The following is a 20,364-nucleotide window of genomic DNA, read 5'->3' as shown; positions in this document are numbered from 1 at the left end:
GTGCCGCCCCAGCGGCACGACTGCCCGCAGCTACGACGGGCCCCGTCAGGGGCGCGGGGAACTGCGCGAACAACCCCCACCGGCCCGCGGCCGACAACGCACCCGCCCCACCCCAGAACCCTCCCAGGAGTCACCATGTACGAACTCAGAAGCGTCACCAAGCTCTACTCCCGCGGCAAGGACACCGTCCGCGCCCTCGACGGCATCGATCTCACCATCTCCGACGGCGACCGCCTGGTCATCCAGGGCCCCACCGGCGGCGGCAAGTCCACCCTCCTGCAGATGCTCGGCGGCCTGGACCGGCCGACCTCCGGCGAAATCGTCCTGGACGGCACCGACCTGGCCAAGCTCTCCGAGACCAAGCTGACCCGGGTCCGCAGCGAGAACATCGGTTTCGTGTTCCAGTCCTTCAACCTGATCCCGACGCTCACCGCCCAGGAGAACGTCGAGACCGCCCTCGTCCCGCTCGGCGTCAAGGCCAAGGAACGGCGGGAACGCGCCGCCGAGGCGCTGACGTCGGTCGGTCTCGGCGAGCGCCTCGGCCACCTCCCCGGCGAGATGTCCGGCGGCCAGCAGCAGCGCGTCGCCATCGCCCGGGCTCTCGTCAAGCAGCCCAAGGTGCTGCTCGCCGACGAGCCCACCGGCAACCTCGACGAGGGCATGCGCGACGAGATCATGGACGTACTCGAGCGCATGTGGAAGGAGCACGGGCTGACCTTCATCATGGTCACCCACGACTCCGCGATCGCGAAGAAGGCCCCGCGGCTGGCGACCATCCGCAAGGGCAAGATCACCGTCAAGGAGAACGCGGGCGCGTGAGGTGCGTCACGGGCTGACGGTGCCTAACACCGAACTCCCGCGCACAACCGCGCAGTTGGGTAACAGTGTCTGCCCCGGCGCGTAACAGTTCTCCTGTACATCTCTTACCGGTCTCTCATCTATTGAGCCCGCTGATCGCCCCCCGGCATACTCCGTATTCCGGGGGGTTGACGTATATGCGTACGGGACTGCCCCCGGCCGGGTGAATGGGGAATTCGCCCGGTACACCGTCTCCCAGGGGGAGTCTTGCGCAGACAAGTGAAAAGAGCTGCCGCGGCCACGGTGGCCACGGCGGCAGCCGTCGCCCTCGCCGCAGGCATGACCAGCCCGGCGTCGGCGAAGCCGGAACAGCGCGCCGCCGCGGCCGCCGCCTCGTCGATCGCCGGCCGGCACCATGTCACCCTGATCACCGGTGACCGGGTCGCCCTCGACGCCAAGGGCCGGGTCGTCGGCCTGGAGCGGGCCGCGGGACGCGAGCAGATACCCTTCCAGATCCGCAAGTCCGACGGGCACACCCTCGTCGTCCCGGGTGACGCCGTCCGGCTGGTCTCCTCGGGCAAGCTGGACCAACGGCTCTTCGACGTCACCGAGTTGAACAAGGCCACGACCCGCAAGGCCCAGAAGAACGGCCTGAAGGTCATCGTCGGGTACCAGGGCGCCGCCGGCGCCGCCAAGGCCGACGTCCGTGACGCGGGCACCCTGCGGCACAGCCTCAGGACGCTCAACGCCGACGCCGTGCAGACCCCGGTCAAGGACACGCCGGAGCTGTGGGACGCGGTCACCAACGGGGACAAGACCGCCGCCGGCATCGCGCACGTCTGGCTCGACGGCGTCCGCAAGGCCAGCCTCGACAAGTCCGTGCCGCAGATCGGCGCCCCCAAGGCGTGGGCGGCCGGCTACAACGGCAAGGGCGTCAAGATCGCCGTCCTGGACACCGGGGTGGACAGCACCCACCCCGACCTCAAGGACCAGGTGGTCGAGTCCAAGAACTTCACCACGGCGGCCGACGCCTCGGACCACTTCGGCCACGGCACGCACGTCGCGTCCATCGCGGCGGGCACCGGCGCCAAGTCGCACGGCAAGTACACCGGTGTCGCGCCCGGCGCGAAGATCCTCAACGGCAAGGTCCTGGACGACACCGGCTCCGGTGACGACTCCGGCATCCTGGCCGGCATGGAGTGGGCGGCGGCCCAGGGCGCCGATGTCGTCAACCTCAGCCTGGGCGGCTACGACACCCCGGACATCGACCCGCTCGAAGCCGAGGTGAACAAGCTCTCCAACGAGAAGGGCATCCTGTTCGCGATCGCCGCGGGCAACGAGGGTCCCGAGTCCATCGGTTCGCCGGGCAGCGCGGACGCCGCGCTCACCGTCGGCGCCGTCGACGGCAACGACAAGCTCGCCGACTTCTCCTCCACCGGTCCCAGCGCCGAGGGCACCATCAAGCCGGACGTCACCGCGCCCGGCGTCGACATCACCGCGGCCGCGGCCAAGGGCAGTCTCATCGACCAGGAGGTCGGCGAGAACCCGCCCGGCTACCTGACCATCTCGGGTACGTCGATGGCGACCCCGCATGTCGCCGGCGCCGCCGCGATCCTGAAGCAGGAGCACCCCGACTGGGGCTACCAGCAGCTGAAGGCCGCGCTGACCGGCTCTGCCAAGGGCGGCAAGTACACGCCGTTCGAGCAGGGTTCGGGCCGTATCGCCGTCGACAAGGCCATCAAGCAGACCGTGGTCGCCGACCCGGTGTCGGTGAGCTTCGGTCTGCAGCAGTGGCCGCACACCGACGACACCCCGGTCACCAAGCAGCTCACCTACCGCAACCTCGGCACCAAGGACGTCACCCTCAGCCTCTCGGCGAGCGGTACCGACCCCAAGGGCGCGGCGGCCCCGGCCGGCTTCTTCAAGCTGGGCGCCACCAAGGTGACCGTCCCGGCGGGCGGCACGGCCGCCGTCGACGTCACCGTGAACACCAAGCTGGGCGGCACCCTGGACGGCGCCTACTCGGCGTACGTCACGGCGACCGGCGACGGCCAGAGCGTCCGTACGGCGGCCGCGGTGCAGCGTGAGGTGCAGTCGTACAGCGTCACCGTCAAGCACATCGGGCGCGACGGCAACCCGACCGGTCTCTACGACACCGGCCTGGTGGGCTACTCGGGCCTCGGCGACGGCCACGCCTACGCCGTGCCGACCGCCGACTCCGGGACCGCCACGATCCGGGTGCCGAAGGGCACGTACCTGCTCGACGCCTGGATCGCGAAGGACTTCACCACCTTCGACGGCGGCATCGACTGGCTGGTCCAGCCCAAGCTGAGCGTCACCCAGGACCTCACGGTCACCGTCGACGCCCGCACCACCAAGGCGGCCGACATCACCGTGCCGGACGCGCAGGCGAAGCCGGCCTTCGCGACGGTCGACTACATGTACGACCCGGCGGGCATCGGGTTCGGGGTCGGCTTCGACACCTTCGACAAGATCCGGATGGCTCCGCTGGGCGGCGAGGTCGCGAGCGGTCTGACCCAGACCTGGAGCGGCCAGTTCACCAAGGGCGCGAGCGAGGAGTACGACGTCGCCACCAGCGCCCAGGTCAAGAAGATCCAGGGCGACAAGGTCCGGCACTTCAAGGCCGGCGAGCTCGCCACGGTCAAGAACAGCCTCGGCGGCTCCGCTCCCGGCAAGACCGGCTCGGTCAGCCCGTGGGGCATCGTCGGTGAGGACATGGTGATGGGCGGTGCCGTGGAGCAGAAGCTGCCCAGCACCCGCACCGTCCACGTCTCCACCGTCGACGGCGCCCTGTGGGGCTTCGACTTCACCCAGTTCAGCGGCCATGACGCCCAGGGCCTGCCGATCGCCGACGCCTTCTACACGAGCGACCCGCAGCTCTACAAGGCGGGCAAGAGCTATCAGAACACCTTCAACAGGGCGATCTTCGGCCCGCATCTGACCAGCGAGTTCGGTCTGTACCGCGACGCCAACCAGATCTCCGGCTTCATCCCGCTGTTCTCCGACAGCGCCAAGCACGCCGGGTCCTCCGACTTCCTGTCGGTGAACACCACCCTGTACCGCAACGGCACCAAGGTGGGCTCCAACAAGGACCCGCTGTTCGGCGGCGACGCCTTCACCGTGCCGTCCGCCGACGCCGAGTACAAGCTGACCACCTCGGTCATCCGCTCGGTCAAGGTCGCCGCCGCCTCCACGCGGATCGACGCGAGCTGGACCTTCCACTCGAAGAAGCCGACCGGCGGCATCCCGGCCAAGCTCCCGGCCTCCACCGTCCACTTCGGCGCCAACACCGGGTCGGACAGCCGCGTCGAGGCGGGCAAGACGGTCACCTTCCCGGTCGCCGTCGAGGGTTCGGCCGCCGGCCGCAACCTGAAGTCCCTCTCGGTCTACGTGTCGTACGACTACGGCAAGACCTGGAAGAAGCTGACGGTCAGCCACGGCAAGATCACCGTCAAGAACCCGGCCAAGGGCAAGGCCATCTCGTTCCACGCCAAGATCGCCGACAAGAAGGGCAACAAGTCGACGGTCTCGATCTACAACGCGTACTACGCCAAGTGAGCCGTAGCCGCTGAGTGGACCCACAGCGAGCGGCCCGTCGGAAGCGCGGCTTCCGGCGGGCCGTTCCCCTGCCCGGGGTCAGGTCAGGGGGCGGCGACCCGGGTCGCGTCCGTGCCCCAGCTGGCCAGCAGCCGCAGCGCCTGTGCTGATGCCGAGCCCGGCTCCGCGTGATAGGTGACCAGGGACTGGTCCGGGTCGTCCGGCATCCGGAACGACTCGTAGCTGAGGGACAGCTCGCCCACCAGGGGGTGGTGCAGCCGCTTCACTCCGTGGCTCTTCTCCTTGACGTCGTGCGTCGCCCACAGCCGGCGGAACTCCTCGCTCTTCACCGAGAGCTCGCCGACCAGCGCGGACAGCCGGGTGTCGTCGGGGAAGCAGCCCGCGTCCATGCGCAGCAGGCAGACGATGTCGATCGCCTTCTGCTCCCACTCGACGAAGAGATCGCGGTACTCGGGCCGCAGGAACACCAGCCGCGCCCAGTTGCGCTCCGTGACCGGCAGCTCCGACCAGTCACCGAAGACCGCCGCCGCCATCCCGTTCCACGCCAGGATGTCCGAGCGGCGCCCCCCGATGTACGCCGGCACACCGTCCATCGCCTCCAGCAGCTGACCCAGCGCCGGACGCACCTGCTGCGGCCGCGCCGACGCCTTCTTCTTGTGCTGCTTGCCCTTGGCGAGGTGCATGAGATGCGCGTGCTCGGCGTCGGTGAGCCGCAGCGCCCGGGCGATCGCGTCCAGTACCTCCGCCGACACGTTCCGCCCGTTGCCCTGTTCGAGGCGCGTGTAGTACGCCACCGACACCCCGGCCAGCTGGGCCAGCTCCTCGCGCCGCAGGCCCGGCACCCTGCGGTGCCGCCCGAAGTCCGGCAGCCCCACGTCACCGGGGCGCAGCCGGGCCCGCCGGGTGCGCAGGAACTCGCTGAGCTCGGCACGCCGGTCCAGGGGCGGGGAGGGGGAGGTCGGGGGCTGCTCTTCCATACCTCCAGTATTCACGGTCGTACGCACGGGAACCTGATCCCGCCAGTGGTAGGCACGCCAGACGTACGCAGAGGCGAGGGCTGGGTGGCGGACGTAGCGTGGAGGAGCCTGGACGGGTGCCCGGGAGAAGGCGACCGGGTACGCATACACCCCTAGGAGAACCCCCCTCATGACCACTGTTGCTGCTTACGCCGCGCCCGCCGCGAAGGCCCCGCTGGAGCGGACCACGATCGAGCGGCGCGCGGTCGGTGAATTCGACGTCCTGATCGACATCGAGTTCGCCGGTATCTGTCACTCCGACATCCACCAGGCCCGCGAGGGCTGGGGTACGGCGATCTTCCCGATGGTGCCCGGTCACGAGATCGCGGGTGTCGTCTCCGAGGTCGGCCCGGGTGTCACCCAGTACGCGGTGGGGGACCGGGTGGGCGTCGGCTGCATGGTCGACTCCTGCCGCGAGTGCGACAACTGCAAGGCCGGTCTCCAGCAGTACTGCACCGGTGGCGGTCCCACCTGGACGTACAACGCCGTCGGCAAGGACGGGCAGCCGACCTACGGCGGCTACTCGCAGAAGATCGTCGTCGACGAGAACTACGTCGTCCGCATCCCCGACGGCCTCTCCCTCGACGTCGCCGCGCCGCTGCTGTGCGCCGGCATCACCACGTACTCGCCCCTGAAGCACTGGAACGCGGGTCCCGGCAAGAAGGTCGCCGTGGTCGGCCTGGGCGGCCTGGGGCACATGGGCGTCAAGATCGCCGCCGCCCTCGGCGCGGAGGTCACCGTCCTGTCCCAGTCGCTCCGCAAGAAGGACGACGGCCTGAAGCTCGGCGCCACGGACTACCGGGCGACCAGCGACCCGAAGACCTTCGAGGACCTCAAGGGCACGTTCGACATCATCCTCAACACGGTGTCGGCGCCGCTCGACTTCGACGCGTACCTGTCGCTGCTGCGCACCGACGGCGCGATGGTGAACGTCGGCATCCCGGAGGAGCCGGTGCACATCCTGCTCTCCTCCGTCTTCGGCAACCGCCGCGTCCTGAGCAGCTCCGGCATCGGCGGTATCCAGGAGACCCAGGAGATGCTCGACTTCTGCGCCGAGCACAGCCTGGGCGCCGAGATCGAACTGATCAACGCGGACCAGGTCAACGAGGCGTACGAGCGGGTCGTCAACAGCGACGTCCGCTACCGCTTCGTGATCGACACGGCGACGATCTGACTCCTCCGGGTCACTTCCGTCGGCCGAGGAGATAGAGCAGGTAGGGACCGCCGACCAGGGAGGTGAGCGCACCCACCGGGATCTCCAGCGGAGGTACCAGGGTGCGGGCCACCAGGTCGGCGGTCACCAGCACCAGGCCGCCCGTCAGCGCCGAGCAGACCAGCGGCAGCTGAGGCGTGCGGGTGAGCCGCCGGGCCAGCTGCGGTGCGGTCAGCGCGACGAACCCGATCGGCCCGGCGGCCCCGGTGGCGGTGGCGGCGAGCACCACGCCGAGGAGCGTGAGGCCGAGGCGGGCCCGGTCGACGGGGAGGCCGAGGGCGGCGGCGGTGTCGGGGTCGAGACCGAGGGGCCGCGCGGCCCGGGCCGCCCACACCAGCCCCGGCAGGGCGAGGACGAGTACGACGGCGAGTGGGCCGGCCTGGTCCCACCCGCGCCCGTTCAGACTGCCGGTCAGCCAGAGCTTGACCTGCTCGGCCGCGTCCAGCTCGCTGTCGGTGAGATACAGCTGGACGACGGCGGACAGCGCGACGCCGATACCGACGCCGGTGAGCACGAAGCGGCTGGGCTGCATGCCGTGCCGCCAGGCGAGGGCGTACACGAGAGCGGCGGCGGCCAGTCCGCCGCCGACGGCCACGAGCGGCATCGCGCCGGGCGCGGCGACGGCCCCGGTGGCCAGCGCGAGCACGGTCGCGGCGGCGGCGCCGTGCCCGACGCCGATGACGTCCGGGCTGGCGAGCGGGTTCCGGGTGACGGTCTGCACGAGCGCCCCGGCGAGCCCGAGGCAGACGCCGACGAGGGCGCCGAGCACGATCCGGGGGACCCGCAGCTCGCCTACGACCAGGTCGTAGGGGGTCGGGTCACCGCGGAGGGTGCGCCAGACGTCGGCCGGGGGGATGTAGGTCTGGCCCAGAGAGGCGGAGGCGGCCATGGCGAGGAGGAGGCCGAGGAGCAGGGCGAGGGCGACGATCATTGACCGCCTGTGGAGGAGGAGGGAGAAACGGGGGTGCGGGCGCAGCACGAACGTCCCTGCGGGCCGGTGAGGGCGCAGCACGGTCCCTGCGGGCCGGTGGGGGCTGGTCGCGCAGTTCCCCGCGCCCCTGACGGGGCGATTCGCCTGCCGTTCCTCTTCAGCCGCGGGCAGTCGTGCCGCTGGGGCGGCACGGGTGGGCGCGGGCGGCACCCTGCCAGCGCCGGTAAGCGACACCCCCCGCTCCCGCCACTTCACGCCACGGCCCCCTTCCTCCGTACCAGCGCCACCAGTACCGGCACCCCCACCAGCGCCGTCATCACCCCGGCCGGCACCTCCGCCGGAGCACGGACCACCCGGCCCAGGACGTCCGCGGCGAGCAACAGCCCCGCCCCCAGCAGCCCCGACAGCGGCAGCACCCGCGCATACCCCCCGGACCGCACCACCCGCCGCGCCAGATGCGGCACCACCAGCCCCACGAACGCGATCGGCCCGGCCGCCGCCACCGCGGAAGCGGTCAGCAGCGTGGCCCCCAGCGCCGCACACCCCCGTACGACATGCACCCGGTGCCCCAGCGCCCGAGCCGTCTCGTCGCCCAGCGCCAGCGCGTCGAGCCCCCTGGCACAGGCCAGCACCAGCCCCGCCCCCACCGCCAGGAACGGCAGCATCCGTACGACCGTCCCCGCGTCCCGCCCGCTGAGCGCCCCCACCTGCCAGAACCGGAACTCGTCCAGCGTGGCGGAGCTGGAGGTGAGGACGACCGTCGTCGCCCCCGCGGTCATCGCGGACAGGGCCGTACCGGCCAGCGCCAGCTTCACCGGGGACGCCCCGCCCCGCCCGCGCGAGGCGATCCCGTACACCAGGCACGCGGCGAGGACGGCGCCGGTGAAGGCGTACCAGACGTACGCCCCGAAGCCGTACGCGGAGCCGCCGAGGACGATGGCGAGCACGACCCCCGCCGCCGCGCCCTGGCTCAGCCCGAGGATGCCGGGGTCGGCGAGCGGGTTGCGGGTGACCGCCTGGAGCGCGGCGCCGGCGAGACCGAGCGCGGCGCCCGCGGTGAGGCCGATCTCGGTGCGGGGCAGCCGCAGGGAGCGCACCACGAGCGCGTCGGGTGAGTTCCCGCCGTGCAGCAGGGCGTCGAACACCGTGGCCGGCGGTACGGCACGGGTGCCGACGGCGAGGCTGAGTACGGCGACGACGGCCACCACGAGGGCGGCCGTCGGCCAGACGAGGGCGCGGCGCACTTACCGGAGGCGCTCGGCGAGCTGTCGTACGACCAGACGCGCGGCCGTGGGACCGGCGTTGAGGTACCAGGGGTCGTCGTCGACCTGCACGGTGTGACCGGCCTTGACCGCCTTCATGGACTTCCACAGCGGCCCGGCCAGGGTTCCCCCAGAGGGGGTGCCCCCAGCCGCGTCGGTCTTGGCGGCGTCGCCCTGCACGGAGTAGAAGATCCAGTCACCGTCGGCGACATCGACCTTCTCGGCGCTGATGTCCTGCGAAATGGCGTTGAACTGCTGGGACTTGGGGCGGGAGAGGCCCATGTCGACGGCTATCGAGCCGGTGAAGGAGGAGACGCCGAACATCCGGGTGCGGTCGGGCGTGAAGCGGACCATGGACACGGTGGTGGACGGGTCGAGAGCGGTGCCGCTCTTCTTCGCGTTGCCGACGATGTCGTCGAGGAGTTCCTGCGCCTCCTGCCCCTTGCCGACGGCGTCCCCGACCAGCAGCAGGTCGCGCTTCCAGTTGATGCCCTGGCCGGCGGTGACCACGGTGGGCGCGATCTTCGACAGCTGGGGGTAGAAGTCTCCGAGCGAGTCGTTGACCAGGATCAGGTCGGGCTTGGCGGCCGCCAGCGACTCCAGGTTGGGCGCGTTGCGGGTGCCCACGTCGGTCATCGCGGCGAGCTGCTTCTTGTTCTGCGGGAAGGCGTCGGCCAGGTAGTCGGGGACGAGCCCGGCGTTCTCGGCGCGGGTGCCGGCGGTCGGGACGATGCCGAGGGTGAGCAGGTCGTCGAGCTGCCCGGTGGAGAGCACCGCGATCCGCTTCGGCTGCGCCTTGATGGTGGTCCTGCCCTCGAAGTGGGTGACCGTGCGCGGGAAGAGGCCGTCGGTCTCGTTGTCCGAACCCATGCCGTCGGCGAGGGCGCTCGGCGCGGCGGAGGGGCCTTCGGAGGCACCGGAGACCTTGTTGACGGTTCCGTCGGCATGCGACGCACCGGCATCGTTGTCAGTGGCGGAGGAGCCGCAGCCGGCCAGCAGGCCGCCCACCACGGACACGGCGGACACGGCCAGGACGGCCTTCATTCTCGACGCACGCACAGCCAGGTCTCCCGATCAGTGGTTAAGGCAAGCCTTACCTTAACCGGTGCCGGGAGTACGTTGGACAGGAGGAGGTCCCACGATGACCGTGAACCTGAACCACACCATCGTCGCCGCACACGACAAGCACACGTCGGCAAGGTTCCTCGCCGACATCCTCGGCCTCGAAGTCAGCCCGGAATACGGCCCGTTCGTCCCGGTCGCCCTGCCGAACGGCGTCACCCTCGACTACATGGAGAGCCCCGGGAACATCCCGCCGCAGCACTATGCCTTCCTGGTCTCCGAGGACGACTTCGACGAGATCTTCACCCGCGTCCGGGACACCGGCCTCACCTACTGGGCCGACCCGTCCCACAGCCGCCCCGGCGAGATCAACACCAACGACGGCGGCCGCGGCACCTACTTCGACGACCCCAACGGCCACCGCCTGGAAATCCTCACCCGGCCCTACGGCAGCGGCGGCTGACCCAGCGGCACGGACTCCCCGGGCACGTACGACCGTACGACCGCACCCGCCCCGTCACCGCCGGACGGCCGTACGAGATGCACGCGCCCACGCCCGCCGACCAGGCCCCGCTCGTCCGTCACCGTCAGCACGGTGTTCTCGTCGATCGCGACGCCGTACGGCACCCGGCCGTGCGACACGGCCGCGACCAGCCGGGCCAGCGTCCCCCACTGCGCCGCGTGCACCTCCACCGCGAAGGGCACCAGGCCGAGGCCGGGCCGGACCTCGACCTCGTCCAGGTCCTCGGCGGTGTCCGGCGGACAGACCGGCACGCCGTCCACCAGCCAACCGCCCACTACGGCCCGCCGGGCGGCGAGAACGGCGCCCGCGGAGAACCCGGCGTAGGGGATGCCGTGCTCGGCGAGCACGTCGGGCAGCAGTTCCGGACAGCCCGCGAACGCGTCCTGATAGGCGGGCGTGAGCCCACCGCACACCAGCACCCCGTCCAGCGCGTCCAGTCCGTCCAGTGCGTCCTTCAGCGGATCCGGCTGGAACCGCTCACCGACCGGCACGAGCAACGGCACCGGATCGCACTCCCCGGCGGCCCGCAACGCCCCCGCGTACCGCGCGAACTGCTCCTCCCCGTCCCCCTCGTCGACGATCAGGCACCCGATACGACGGCTGCCCCCGCCCGCCGCCCGCAGCAGCGGCCCGTACACCTCCGGCGCCTCCCAGCCCCCGCCGACGAGGAAGACTCCGCCGGTCAGGGCCCGGGGTTCGCCTTGACGGCGGTGCGGCGCGGTCACCCGCGCAGGCCCTTGAGTCCGTCCTGCGCGGCCATGACCAGCTCGATCGCCCGGTTGTCGGTCGCCGGTTCGCGCATCTGGTTGGTCACGTAGGCGAGCGCCATCCGCTCGTCCGGGTCGACCCAGACCAGCGCGCCGCCCCAGCCTCCCCAGCCGAGGGCGCTCCCGAAGAGGCCGTAGCCCAGGCCGTACCGGGAGGGCATGCCGAGGACGCGGTCGTCACCGTCGAACTGCACCTCCCGGGCCCGTTCGCACCCCGCAGGCGACAGCACCCGCACCTCGCCGACGGTTCCGCCGCAGGCGAGCAGGGACTGCACGAGGGCGATGGAGCGGGCGTTGCCGAAGCCGCTGGCCGCGGGGATCTGGGCGCGTCGCCAGGCGAGGCTGTTGCCGTCGCGGACGCGCAGGGTGGCCACGCCGGCGCGTTTCGCGTCGCTGTCCCGTGCGGCGGCCGCGTAGTCCTCGTCCTTGCCCGGCGGCGGCACGGTGAGCGCCACCCGCCGGTCGTGCTCGGCACTCAGCCCGATGTGGAAGTCGGCGCCCAGCGGCCCGGCCACCTCGGCGGCGAAGAACTCGCCCGGGCTCCGCCCGGTGATCCGGCGCACCACCTCACCCACGAGGAACCCCTGGGTGAGCGAGTGATACCCGGCCGCCGTCCCCGGCTGCCACTGCGGAGCCGTCCCGGCGAGCCGGGCCGTGGCCGACGTCCAGTCGTACAGCTCCTCTATCGGCCCCTCCCAGTCGGGCAGCCCGGCGGTGTGCGACAGCAGATGCCGTACGAGCACGCCGTCCTTCCCCGCCGCGGCGAACTCGGGCCAGTACCGGGCGACCGGCGCGTCGGGATCCAGTTCACCCCGGTCGATCAGGACGAGCGCGCACAACGCGGTCATCGTCTTGGTCACGGAGAACACGTTGACGATCGTGTCCCGCTCCCACGGCACACTCCGCCCCGCGTCGGCGAACCCGCCCCACACGTCGACGACGGCCTTCCCGTCCACGAAGACGGCGACGGCGCCTCCCACGTCCCCCTCGTCCAGCAGTCCGGAGAGCATGGTGGGCACAGCGGCGAACAACTCGTCGTAGGAGCCATGAATGTCGGCCATACGGGCCATTCAGCCCGCCGGCACACGGCGAACGCAACCCAATTCCCGGAGCCGGCACGGCCGAGTCCGTCGGTGCGGAGATCGAAGCAACCGTCCGTAGCGGAGATCGAAGCAACCGTCCGTCAGCGCAAGGGAGCCGGTGCGCAGGGCGTCCGTTTCATGGACCTCGTATCGTCCGTGGCCGACCGCCACCACTCCGTCGGTGTTCCCCCTGACGAGCGATGGTCGTTCCGGACGGCCGATCGGCCCCCGGCGGCCTGCGGCGCGTCGAACGGGGGCACGATACGGACGACGGCAACGGTGGCAGGCGGCCGGCGGGCTCGACCCTCACTCCGGCGGGCCCGTGACGCCGACCGTCGGGTGTTCGGGCGGGTGCGGAATCGCCCGGGGCCCTCGCGCGTTGTGGGGAGTGGGCGCGGGACGCCGGTGATGTGCGAGCCGAACAGCCCGAGTGACCGAGCTGACAGAAATTGGAGGGTCCGTAATGGCTGCGCAGACGCAGAGGGCCGTGCTGGCGGGCGGATGCTTCTGGGGGATGCAGGACCTGATCCGCCGGCTCCCGGGCGTGACGGGGACCCGGGTCGGATACACCGGGGGTGACGTGCCGAACGCGACGTACCGCAACCACGGCACGCACGCGGAGGCCATAGAGATCCTCTTCGACCCCGAGAAGACCGACTACCGCGCGATCCTGGAGCTCTTCTTCCAGATCCACGACCCGAGCACCAAGAACCGCCAGGGCAACGACATCGGCCTCAGCTACCGCTCGGCGATCTACTACGTGGACGACGAGCAGAAGCGGATCGCCGAGGACACCATCGCGGACGTGGACGCCTCCGGACTCTGGCCGGGCAAGGTCGTCACCGAGGTGGAGCCGGTCGGCCCGTTCTGGGAGGCCGAGCCCGAGCACCAGGACTACCTGGAGCGCTACCCGGACGGCTACACCTGCCACTTCCCGCGCCCGGGCTGGCGACTCCCGGCCCGCACGCAGGGCTGACACGAAGAGCTGACCCGGAGAGCTGACCACGACACGGCCCGGCGCGCAGGGCGGAGGCCGACCGGCCGACGCCCGGCAGCCGGGCCGTGCCGGTGCCTGCGGGCCCGGGTGCGCGCAGCGCCCCGCCGTGCGCCGGTGGCGCTACGATCCACCCCGTGGCGGGCGCGGGCGGAAAGACGCGAAGGTTCGGTCCGGACGGGACCTGGCTGGTCGTCCTGCTGCTGGATCTCCTGTTGACCTGCTACTTTGCCGCTTTGCTCGTCGCGTGGTCGACACAGAACCAGATCGACCCGGCGGAACCAGGCCCGATCCTGCCTCAGCCCTCCGACCTGTTGCTCATCGGCTCAGCGATCCTCCTGCTCATGTCACTCGTCGGCACAGGGTGTGCGGTACTGCGGCGTGAGAATCGTCCGGAGACGGTGAAAGGCGGTCGAGCGGTCTCGGTGCTGCGGCTGATTCTGCTGCTCCTGGTGCTGCTGGCCTCCGCTGCGTAGGACAGGTTCCTGCGCCGGCTTGGCAGCCGGGCTCCGTCCTCGCGTCGCCTCTCGGCCCCAAGATCCGTCCCGCGTCCCGATCCGACGATCTACTGTGCTGCGTGATGCTTCGAGCCGGGGTGGAGGGCTCGGGCCGAACTTCTGAGCCGGCGGGAACCTGCGCGCGCTCATTCAGTCAATCGGGTGGGGAAGACAGTGGTTCGCCAATCACGGCTCGGCATTGCTATTGCCATGCTCATGACCCTCTTCACGCTCGCCGCATGCGAGTCGGGGCAGGGCTCCCGGGCAGGCACAACGGCGGAAGGGACCAGGACGGCCGGCGCGGAGGACACGCCGTTGGGCAAGCCGTTGGGCAAGGCGGACCTGGAGCGGGCGGCGATCACGGACGCGGATCTTGACGGCTACGAGGTCGAACAGACCCTGGCGGCTCCCGGGGCGTCTCACAGGACGGCGGATCCTGCCGAATGCGCGCCCGTCGTTCAGGCACTGGGGGGAAGCAGCGGCTTCGCAGCCACCGCGCGCATCGGCCGGATGGTTTTCTCGAAGAAGCACCGTCCCGGAGCAACCGTGATCCTTGCGTCGCACGGCGCCGGGGATGCCGCGCGGGTGATCGACGCACTCCGCACGGCCGCCGAGCGGTGCAAGACCTTCATGGACATCGGGGTGCGCTTCCGGTACGACGAGACCGCACTCCAGCCCGACCCCGGCTACGGCGATGAATCCGTGTCCCTGCGGCTCACCCAACTTGCGGCGGACACTGAGGACGACGAGCCCGTCCGAGTTCCCTACGCGGTGGTGGCCGTTCGGCAAGGGGCGACGGTCGCCATGTTCTACGAGTTCAACCGCCCCCGAGGGTCAGAAGGCGAGAGTCCGGCCGCCGTACCGGATGAGATCATCAGGACACAGCTGAACAAGCTGGCGATGTCGCAGCGATCGTAGTCACGTGCGTTGGGCCGGCCTCGCTGACCCGGACACATGACGGACGATCTTGGCAGCCGGCCCGGGCCCGGGCCTCGGCCTCGGCCCCGGCCTTGGCTCCGGCGTCCTTGTCCGCCGGGACCCCGAGCGGCAGCTCCTTGGCAATCGGGATCTCGGCGGGCCCACCCGGAAGCCCGCTCACCCATGACCGTGGCCTGAAGGTGCCCCGAGCGCGGCGGGGTCAAATACTGGAACGCATGCGCATTGAATTCGATCCCGAGACAATGGGGAGCACTGCCTTTTACCGGTTCCTGACTTCGGTCGTCGTTCCCCGGCCCATCGCCTGGGTCTCCACGATCACCTCGGACGGACGAACCGAAAACCTCGCCCCGCACTCCTTCTTCAGCATCGCCAGCACCGATCCCCCGATCGTCCAGTTCACCTCGATCGGACGCAAGGACTCCCTCCGCAACGTCGAGGACACCGGGGAATTCGTCGTCAACTTCTCGTCCGAACCGCTGCTGGGGCTGATCAACGCCACCGCCATCGACTTCCCCCGGTCGGTCAGCGAATTCGACACCGCAGGTGTCGAGCGGGAGGAAAGCAAATGCGTGCGGCCCCCCAGAGTGGCTTCCTCCCATGTGATTCTGGAGTGCCGTTCACACACCACGCTCCGCATGGGCAACTCCACTCTGGTCTTCGGACGGGTGGTCCGTGCCGCGGCGGACGAGGAATACATCGTCGACGATCGTCCCAACAGCGAGCTGCTGCGCCCGCTCACCAAGCTCGGCGGCGATGAATGGGGCACTCTGGGCTCGGTCCTGCACCTGAGCCGCATCCCCTACGAGGAGCCCGGCGCCGACTGACCGAGGTCCGGCACGGGCGAGCACCTCGCTCACCGCGGCGCGCCTGACCGCTCGAAGCGGGCGCCGGTGTCCATCCCGCGATCGGAACAGGGCCGGTGCCTGTCGGGCAGAACACCCCCGAGCTCGTCCCCGACCGGCCGCTCGGCTTGACGCCCGTCCAGTTGCAAGGACCGGTACGGCAGGGCTGGAGGTGCAGGTCCCGCTCGGGGTCCCACTGCACGCGGGCGGGCGCACGCTTCAGCTGACGTTGCCAGGCGGCTCGGTCGAATGACGGCTTGATCCAGGTCAAGCCTCGTTCACAAACCTCTTGAGGCGCTGCTGCCAGGCGACGCCCGGCACGTGGGCAACCGGCGTCGGATCGGCGAGGAAGATGTGCACATGGTTGATCATTCTCATGGGATACCTCCCATGTCACTCGTGGACGACGAGTGGGCGTACGCGCTCTGCGGTGGCACGGCGGCCCGGGAGTGTTTCACCTTCGGGAGCGCCACAGTTGTTGTCGGAGATGCCGGGACACTGATCATCGTGGAAGCCGGGGATGTCCTCGACAGGAGTTGCGTGTGGAACGCCGACGAGGTCCGTCTGGTAGGCCCTGCGCCAACGCCCGTCAGAAAACGGCTCGTGGAAGAGCCCTGGGAGTGGGGCACAGATGACAGGAAGTTGCCCTTTCACCTGACGGTCCGGGCCTCGGAAGGCCTCGTGTACCTGGGCACCGGATCCGTGACCCGGGCCGGCACGGTACTCCGTCCAGGCTCCAACGAACACGTCCTCACCGACTGTGCGCTTCGACTCGCTTCACCGCTGAGCAAGCCCGACTTGGACCGCGTCCGCCCTCCCCTCCCGCCGGCGGATCTGCCGAACCTGGAATGGCTCGAACAGGTGAACGGCGACCGAGCCGGCGCGCTCGAACAGTTCATCACCGGTTGGTATCCCGCTGCGTCCGAGACTGCCGAACGACCTCCAGTGCAGGCACCTCCCCTGGATCTTCCTGACGGACTAGGGCAGTTCTACCGGCTGGCACAGCACCGCCCTCGCTGCCTGGGAGTGCAGAATCGACTCCTTCCCCTTTCCGAGCTTCAGACCGATCCCAAGGGGGAGATGCTCGTCTTCGGCGAAGAGAACCAGGGAGGGTTCTTCTGGTCGCTGCTGTGGACGCTCGATGGCCCCGAAACCGATCCGACCGTCTGGTTCCGTGAGTACGACGAACCTCCGATCGCCGAGCAGGAACCACTCAGCGGCTTCCTCATGCAGTTCTCGCTTTATGAGGCTTCCATGGGTGCGGAGTACGTGGCTCTGTGCGACCAGGTCACGAAACAGCAGCTCGACCGACTCACCGAAGGGCTTCTCCCCGTGCCTCTGCGGCCTTTCTGCGCTGCGTTCCCCACGCGCTTCTACGTGGCTCCAGGACTCGTTCTGCATGTCTTGGACGAGCGTGGTGACGCCGGTTTCAGTGTCTGGGCCGGTGCAACCCACCGTGCCGCTCTTGCCCCACTAGGCGGCCCGCCGCTCAAGTGGATCCGCTTCGACGGCTGACGCGGCACGGCCCTGCTGCCGCCCTTGCGGTCAGGTCTCGGTATTGCTGGAGCGGCTGGTGCCGGTGTTCGCTCCACGGGTCCACAGGGAGAGGTCGCTGCTCGTCGCTACGGCGATCGTTCGGCCGGAGGGGGAGAAGCCGGCTGCACGGAATGTGGAGTAGTTCGAGTGGAAGATGTGCCACCACTCCTCTCCGTGCGGACCTGTGTGGGGGAGCCCGCCGTCGCCGGACAGCAGGACCCGTTCGTTCGGCCAGGCCGGGGTGACGACTTCCAGGGTCCAGCCGTCTTCGGTGGTGGTGTGCAGCCCACCGCCGAAGAGCCCGGCGATGTGTACGCGGCTTCCGGTGATCGGTCCCAGCCCGGGGCAGGACAGGTCGGCGACGGCGTCGGGGGTGCTGTCCTCGGGAGCGGGGTCGCGGTCCCTGGCGATCTTCTCGCCGGTGACGGCGTCGAAGAGACCGTGCCCGTCGGAGGAGACGACCATCACCAGATCGTGGCCGGTGGCGGGATCCGTCGCGAAGCCGATCCCGAGCAGTCCGCCGACAGGGACGCCGTACTCGTACTCGAAGACGAGCCGCCAGGGTTCGGGCGCGGGCACCACCGGGGCCGCGAGAAGCCGGTTCCGCATCGCCCGCTGGTAGGCCGAGAGCTCGGGCTCATGATCGGACTGCCCGCCCGGGGGCGTCTCCTTCGTCCACTTCATCACGGGCCCATGATCCTCGCCTCGACAGGCCGGCCCGAAGGTGACCTCGTTCCAGCGCGTAGGCATTGGTTCTTGCGGGCTGTAAACGCTGCTTGATGACTCAGGTCAAGCCGTGCTCACAGACCTTTGACGCCAACCCACCGATCCGGCGCACGTTCAGCGGATCGGGGACCTCCGGTCACGGTCACGCTCACCGAGGTGGGCGAGCAAGCATGATCGCTCGATCGGACGCTGCCAGGCGGCCTTGCGGCCGGATCCCGGTGTCGAGGCGGGCGGGCAGGTTCGCAGCCCTGCCCCTTGCAGCGCGGTTCGCCGGGGCCAGGAACGGGGCGAGGCCCGGACCTGCCCGGTTCGCGGCGAGTTGTCTTGATCGCGAAGTGGGCCGTTGCTAAGCCTTGGGCACTCAACTCTAGCGAGGACGTCGTGTATCAAGATCCCCCTCTTCCCGTTCCTCCGCGTTCACGTGTCCGGGGATTCGTCAGCGCCGTCGTGGCCATCGCCCTCGTGACGCTCACCGCCGCGACAAGTCCCCCCGACGCGGACGCCCGGCCCGCGGCGGACCCGGCGGCCGTGGTCCGCGAGTGGAACGCCGTCGCCTCCGACACGATCAAGACCAGTCTCGGCCCACGCCCCTCCGGGCAGGCAGCGATCTGGGAGGGGTTCGTCTCCGTCGCCGTGTACAACGCCGTGGTGGGGATCGAAGGCGGCTATGCCCTGTACAAATGGCGCGAGCGCGGTCCGGCCAAGGCATCCTCCGCGGCGGCCGCCGCCACTGCGGCCCACGACGTGCTGCTCACCTACTTCCCCGCCTTCAAGGAGCGGCTCGACACCGCCTACGCGGACTCGCTCGCCGCTCTTCCGGCCGGTCAGGCCAGAGACCGGGGCGTTGACTATGGAAAGCGCGCCGCCGCCCGCATCATCGAACTCCGCGAAGGGGACGGAAGGTTCGCGGACGTTCCCTTCACCGCTTCCCCGGCGCCGGGGGTCTGGCGGCCCACCCCGCCCGCGTTCCAGCCCTTCATCGACACCTGGCTCGCAAGGCTCCGCCCCCTCCTGCTCGCCTCCCCGCAGCAGTTTCGCCCCGGCGGACCACCCGCCCTCTCCTCGGCCGGTTACGCCGAGGATGTCCAGGAGCTGAAGGCCATGGGTGCGAAGACCGGCTCGGGCAGGAGCGCGCAGCAGACCGAGACCGCGCTCTTCTTCAGCGGCAACCTGGTCGAACAGGTCCAGACAGGCGTACGAGACCACGCCGCCCGGCACCGGCTCGGCATCGCCGCGACGGCCCGGCTGTTCGCCGCGGTCAACGCGTCGGCGACCGACGCCGTCGTCACGGCATGGGACGCCAAGTTCCACTACGGCTCCTGGCGGCCGATCACCGCCATCCGCCTCGCCGACACCGACGGCAACCCCGCGACGACGGCAGATCCGGCGTGGGAGCCGCTGCTCCTCACCCCACCACACCCGGACTACATCGCCGGCCATACGACCGTCGCCGCTGCCGTGGCACGCGCCCTGACGGAAGTTCTCGGCACCTCGCACATCGATCTCTACCTTCCCTCCGAGGTCACCGGCACCACGCGGTTCTACGGGTCCGCCGACGACCTCAACCGGGACGTCGTCGACGCCCGGGTGTGGGGCGGCGTCCACTCCCGCACGGCGGACGTGGCCGGCTGCCGGGCCGGCGCCCACGTGGCGGCCTGGGCGCTGGACCACTACTTCCAGCCGGTCGCCAAGAACGGCACCCAGTCGTCCCCTCCGACTCGACCCGCTCGGCAGGACAGGCTCGCCGAGCCGAAGTGCGGCGACGACAGCGACTGAACCACAGAGCCGAAGAGGACCCGGCGTCGAGCCGGGCTTCCGGTCCTGCCGTGAGGGATCAGCGGGTAGACCTTTCCCTTGCGGCATTGGCCGCTCCGACAGATCCCGAGCGGGGACGGGGAGTGCATCCTCCGCGGCACGTGCGACTCGGGCGGCCCGGAGCGGCTGCTTGGGGACTACGACTCGAACTGGAGCAGCGCGCCCGGCAGCTCAGCAGGGGCAGTCACTCCAGGAAAAGGGCTGTGAACGCGGCTTTGTGACCCAGGTCATGCGGTCCCGCTTCCACATGCCGGGGAAGCGGCCCTCGCGGGCGGCGGGCAGTCCGATCTCCGGCGAGTACGCCTGGTAGACGGTGATCGTGGACTCGGCGTAGGCCGCGCGAATCCCGCGTAGCGGTTGTTCCATGGCGTACAGCGTGCGGTCGGCTCGGTCGGGCGGCCACTGATTTGCGGCGGCCTGCCCGGGTCCCGGCGAGCCCGTGCTGCCGTGTGGTCCGTGACCGCCTCAGGCGCCGGAGACCGGCTGACGGTCGTCGCTCGGTCCCCGAACCGCCACCACTGCCCCCGGGCGCTGCACCCCAAGGCCGCGTGTGAAGGCCGCGCGTATCCGCCCGCACCACGGTGTTGCCCGTGCCCTCGTACTGGCGGTCTGCCGTCGACGTGGATCGTCGCTGGACGACGCGAGGACGGTCGCCGGATGCCGGTGCGCCCGGGGCCCGTGGGGGGGCCCGCGGGGGCGGCGGGGGCCGCCCCCCGCCGGGGGGCCGGGCCGGGGGGAGGCGGTGAGGCCCCCCCCGGCGCCCCAGACCACCCCCCGGTGTA

General features: G+C 70.4%; 17 protein-coding genes and 2 pseudogenes. 10 read left to right on the top strand and 9 right to left on the bottom strand.

The window, feature by feature from the left end; translation table 11 throughout:
• Positions 1-135: 135 nt before the first annotated feature.
• Positions 136-819: an ABC transporter ATP-binding protein gene (locus ACFWXC_RS16630; protein ID WP_384479234.1), complete on the top strand. Its 684-nt coding sequence runs from the start codon at positions 136-138 to the stop codon at positions 817-819.
• Between the two features lie 258 nt (positions 820-1,077).
• Complete coding sequence (locus ACFWXC_RS16625) at positions 1,078-4,377, top strand: S8 family serine peptidase (RefSeq protein WP_384479232.1); 3,300 nt, start codon at positions 1,078-1,080, stop codon at positions 4,375-4,377.
• 83 nt (positions 4,378-4,460) lie between these two features.
• On the opposite strand, the gene ACFWXC_RS16620 is transcribed toward ACFWXC_RS16625, so the two are convergent.
• Positions 4,461-5,354 (bottom strand): helix-turn-helix domain-containing protein, encoded by an 894-nt coding sequence (locus ACFWXC_RS16620; protein ID WP_384479230.1) that lies wholly within the window; start codon positions 5,352-5,354, stop codon positions 4,461-4,463.
• 169 nt (positions 5,355-5,523) lie between these two features.
• Between ACFWXC_RS16620 and ACFWXC_RS16615 the strand changes: the two genes are divergently transcribed.
• Positions 5,524-6,567, top strand: coding sequence for an NAD(P)-dependent alcohol dehydrogenase (locus ACFWXC_RS16615; RefSeq protein ID WP_384479228.1), 1,044 nt, complete (start codon positions 5,524-5,526; stop codon positions 6,565-6,567).
• Between the two features lie 10 nt (positions 6,568-6,577).
• Here ACFWXC_RS16615 and ACFWXC_RS16610 read toward each other — a convergent pair whose 3' ends face one another.
• The 3 genes from ACFWXC_RS16610 to ACFWXC_RS16600 all read right to left on the bottom strand — a co-directional run bounded on the left by ACFWXC_RS16610 (position 6,578) and on the right by ACFWXC_RS16600 (position 9,858).
• Positions 6,578-7,618 carry a FecCD family ABC transporter permease gene (locus ACFWXC_RS16610; RefSeq protein ID WP_384479226.1) on the bottom strand — a complete coding sequence of 347 codons (1,041 nt, stop codon included), beginning with the start codon at positions 7,616-7,618 and terminating at the stop codon, positions 6,578-6,580.
• 170 nt (positions 7,619-7,788) lie between these two features.
• Positions 7,789-8,781, bottom strand: a complete 993-nt coding sequence (locus ACFWXC_RS16605) for a FecCD family ABC transporter permease (protein WP_384479224.1) — start codon at positions 8,779-8,781, stop codon at positions 7,789-7,791.
• Positions 8,782-9,858, bottom strand: a complete 1,077-nt coding sequence (locus tag ACFWXC_RS16600; protein ID WP_384479222.1) for an ABC transporter substrate-binding protein — start codon at positions 9,856-9,858, stop codon at positions 8,782-8,784. It lies immediately after the preceding gene.
• A gap of 82 nt (positions 9,859-9,940) precedes the next feature.
• Between ACFWXC_RS16600 and ACFWXC_RS16595 the strand changes: the two genes are divergently transcribed.
• Positions 9,941-10,324, top strand: a complete 384-nt coding sequence (locus ACFWXC_RS16595) for a VOC family protein (protein ID WP_384479220.1) — start codon at positions 9,941-9,943, stop codon at positions 10,322-10,324.
• Here the strand turns inward: ACFWXC_RS16595 and ACFWXC_RS16590 are convergent.
• A complete protein-coding gene (locus tag ACFWXC_RS16590; RefSeq protein WP_384479218.1) occupies positions 10,306-11,109 on the bottom strand; it encodes a hypothetical protein in 804 nt (267 codons plus the stop codon). The genes ACFWXC_RS16595 and ACFWXC_RS16590 overlap by 19 nt on opposite strands.
• Positions 11,106-12,212 (bottom strand): serine hydrolase domain-containing protein, encoded by a 1,107-nt coding sequence (locus tag ACFWXC_RS16585; protein WP_384479216.1) that lies wholly within the window; start codon positions 12,210-12,212, stop codon positions 11,106-11,108. The genes ACFWXC_RS16590 and ACFWXC_RS16585 overlap by 4 nt, the downstream gene beginning before the upstream one ends.
• A 484-nt stretch (positions 12,213-12,696) precedes the next feature.
• Here ACFWXC_RS16585 and msrA point away from each other — a divergent pair, with 484 nt between their 5' ends.
• The 4 genes from msrA (at position 12,697) to ACFWXC_RS16565 (ending at position 15,487) form a co-directional block, all read left to right on the top strand.
• Positions 12,697-13,209 carry a peptide-methionine (S)-S-oxide reductase MsrA gene (msrA, locus tag ACFWXC_RS16580; protein ID WP_384479214.1) on the top strand — a complete coding sequence of 171 codons (513 nt, stop codon included), beginning with the start codon at positions 12,697-12,699 and terminating at the stop codon, positions 13,207-13,209.
• A gap of 155 nt (positions 13,210-13,364) precedes the next feature.
• Positions 13,365-13,703: a hypothetical protein gene (locus ACFWXC_RS16575; protein WP_384479213.1), complete on the top strand. Its 339-nt coding sequence runs from the start codon at positions 13,365-13,367 to the stop codon at positions 13,701-13,703.
• Positions 13,704-13,886: 183 nt separating this feature from the next.
• The gene (locus ACFWXC_RS16570; protein WP_384479211.1) at positions 13,887-14,642 is read left to right on the top strand and encodes a hypothetical protein; all 756 of its coding nucleotides are present in this window, start codon (positions 13,887-13,889) and stop codon (positions 14,640-14,642) included.
• A 236-nt stretch (positions 14,643-14,878) separates the two neighbouring features.
• The gene (locus tag ACFWXC_RS16565; protein ID WP_384479209.1) at positions 14,879-15,487 is read left to right on the top strand and encodes a flavin reductase family protein; all 609 of its coding nucleotides are present in this window, start codon (positions 14,879-14,881) and stop codon (positions 15,485-15,487) included.
• A gap of 158 nt (positions 15,488-15,645) precedes the next feature.
• Here ACFWXC_RS16565 and ACFWXC_RS16560 read toward each other — a convergent pair.
• Positions 15,646-15,752 (bottom strand): annotated as a pseudogene (locus ACFWXC_RS16560) (DUF4291 family protein); the annotation flags it as partial.
• Between the two features lie 152 nt (positions 15,753-15,904).
• On the opposite strand from ACFWXC_RS16560, the gene ACFWXC_RS16555 reads away from it, so the two are divergent.
• A complete protein-coding gene (locus tag ACFWXC_RS16555) occupies positions 15,905-17,020 on the top strand; it encodes a hypothetical protein (RefSeq protein ID WP_384479207.1) in 1,116 nt (371 codons plus the stop codon).
• A gap of 30 nt (positions 17,021-17,050) precedes the next feature.
• On the opposite strand, the gene ACFWXC_RS16550 is transcribed toward ACFWXC_RS16555, so the two are convergent.
• Positions 17,051-17,725, bottom strand: a complete 675-nt coding sequence (locus ACFWXC_RS16550) for a hypothetical protein (protein ID WP_384479205.1) — start codon at positions 17,723-17,725, stop codon at positions 17,051-17,053.
• Between the two features lie 489 nt (positions 17,726-18,214).
• Here ACFWXC_RS16550 and ACFWXC_RS16545 point away from each other — a divergent pair, with 489 nt between their 5' ends.
• Complete coding sequence (locus ACFWXC_RS16545) at positions 18,215-19,543, top strand: vanadium-dependent haloperoxidase (RefSeq protein WP_384479203.1); 1,329 nt, start codon at positions 18,215-18,217, stop codon at positions 19,541-19,543.
• Positions 19,544-19,756: 213 nt separating this feature from the next.
• Here the strand turns inward: ACFWXC_RS16545 and ACFWXC_RS16540 are convergent.
• A pseudogene (locus ACFWXC_RS16540) lies at positions 19,757-19,948 on the bottom strand (DUF4291 family protein); the annotation flags it as partial.
• Between the last annotated feature and the right edge of the window lie 416 nt (positions 19,949-20,364).

It is taken from the genome of Streptomyces sp. NPDC058683, from assembly GCF_042716195.1.
GTDB lineage: Bacteria > Actinomycetota > Actinomycetes > Streptomycetales > Streptomycetaceae > Streptomyces.
The sequence above is the reverse complement of the archived record's forward strand: the minus strand, read 5'-3'. Positions and strand labels throughout refer to the sequence as shown.